This window comes from Bradyrhizobium sp. (assembly GCF_016213215.1).
Classification (GTDB): domain Bacteria; phylum Pseudomonadota; class Alphaproteobacteria; order Rhizobiales; family Xanthobacteraceae; genus Bradyrhizobium.
This window is the reverse complement of sequence record NZ_JACRAW010000040.1, coordinates 1-2,058: the sequence shown is the minus strand read 5'-3', so window position 1 is coordinate 2,058 and position 2,058 is coordinate 1. Positions and strand designations below refer to the sequence as shown.

The window sequence follows — 2,058 nt, the reverse complement described above, 5'->3', positions numbered from 1 at the left end:
GGCGATCTGCGCCGCGCGCGCCGGCATGCTGGCGGCGACAAGCTCTTCGACCTTGTCCTCTTCCTCTTCGTCGCCCTGAATGAGCTGCGCCGACAGCGGCTGCGAGAGCTTGGAGCCGTCGCGATAGAGCGCGTTGGCCTTGATCGCCAGCTTCCACGACATCTCGTAGGCGCGCTGGCAATCCTTGACCGTCGCGGCGTACGGCAAGTTGATGGTCTTGGAGATCGCGCCCGAGATGAAGGGCTGCGCCGCCGCCATCATGCGGATGTGGCTTTCGACCGACAGATAGCGCTTGCCGATCTTGCCGCACGGGTTGGCGCAGTCGAACACCGGATAGTGCTCGGCCTTCAAATGCGGGGCGCCTTCGACCGTCATCGCGCCGCAGATGTGGACGTTGGCCGCCTCGATCTCGCGCCTGGAGAAGCCGACGGCCTGGAGCAGGTCGAAGCCGGGCGCGGCAATGGCTTCCGCGCCGATGCCGAGCTGGTCGCGGATGAAATCCTCGCCGAAGGTCCACTTGTTGAAGGCGAACTTGATGTCGAAGGCGGTCGGCAGCGCCTTTTCAACCTTCGCAATAGCCTCGTCCGTGAAGCCCTTGGTCTTCAACGTGGAAACGTTGATGCCGGGGGCATTGGCAAGGGAGCCGTGGCCGACGGCATAGGCCTCGATCTCGGCGATCTCGCTCTCGCGGTAGCCGAGCGCGCGCAACGCTTCCGGCACGGCGCGGTTGATGATCTTGAAGTAGCCGCCGCCGGCGAGCTTCTTGAACTTGACGAGGGCAAAGTCGGGCTCGATGCCGGTGGTGTCGCAGTCCATGACGAGGCCGATGGTGCCGGTCGGCGCCACCACGGTGACCTGCGCGTTGCGATAGCCGTGCTTCTCGCCCAGCTCGAGCGCGGCGTCCCACGCGGCGGTCGCGTGTGCGATGAGGTCCTGCTGCGGGCAGGAGGTGTGGTCGAGCGGCACCGGGTTGGTGTTGAGGCCCTCATAGCCGGAGGCATTGCCGTGCGCGGCGCGGCGGTGGTTGCGGATCACCCGCAGCATGTGCAGGGCGTTCTTCTTGTAGCCGGGGAAGGTGCCGAGTTCGGACGCCATCTCGGCCGAGGTCCGGTAGGCGACGCCGGTCATGATGGCGGAAAGGGCGCCGCACAGCGAGCGGCCTTCCTTGCCGTCATAAGGCAGGCCCATGGTCATCAACAGGCCGCCGATGTTGGCGTAGCCGAGACCGAGGGTGCGGAATTCGTAGGACAATTCCGCGATCGCCTTGGAGGGGAACTGTGCCATCAGCACCGAGATTTCGAGCACCAAGGTCCACAGACGGCAGAGGTGCTCGTAGGACTCGACGTCGAAGGTCTTGGTGGTGGTGTTGTAGAACGTCAGCAGATTGGCCGAAGCGAGGTTGCACGCCGTGTCGTCCAGGAACATGTATTCCGAGCACGGGTTGGACGCGCGGATGTCGCCGGACGCCTTGCAGGTGTGCCAGTCGTTCATCGTCGAGTTGAAGTGCAGGCCCGGATCGGCGCTGGCCCAGGCGGCGTAGCCGATCTTCTCCCACAGATCGCGCGCCTTGAGCGTCTTCGTCACCTTCTTGTTGGTGCGGCCGATCAGGTTCCAGTCGCCGTCGGTCTCGACCGCGCGCAGGAAGTCGTCCCTCAGCGACACCGAGTTGTTGGAGTTCTGGCCGGAGACGGTGAGATAGGCTTCCGAATCCCAGTCGGTGTCGTAGATCGGGAAGTCGATGTCCTTGTAGCCCTGCTTGGCGAACTGGATGACGCGCTTGATCATGGGGTCGGTGACCAGCGCGCGGCGGGCGAGCTTGATCTCGCGGCGCAGCGCCGGGTTCTTTTCGGGATCGAAGCAGTCGTCGCCCGAGCCTTCGCAGTTCACGCAGGCCTTGAGCACGGCCTTGAGGTGCTTCTGGTTCAGCTTGGAGCCGGTGACGAGGGCCGCGACCTTCTGCTCCTCCTTCACCTTCCAGTTGATGTATTCCTCGATATCGGGGTGATCGACGTCGACGACGACCATCTTCGCTGCGCGCCGCGTGGTGCCGCCCGACTT

At 64.5% G+C, this 2,058-nt stretch carries 1 pseudogene; it reads right to left on the bottom strand.

The annotated features are described in order from the left end of the window. Positions 1 to 2,058 (bottom strand): annotated as a pseudogene (locus HY852_RS08160) (vitamin B12-dependent ribonucleotide reductase); the annotation flags it as partial.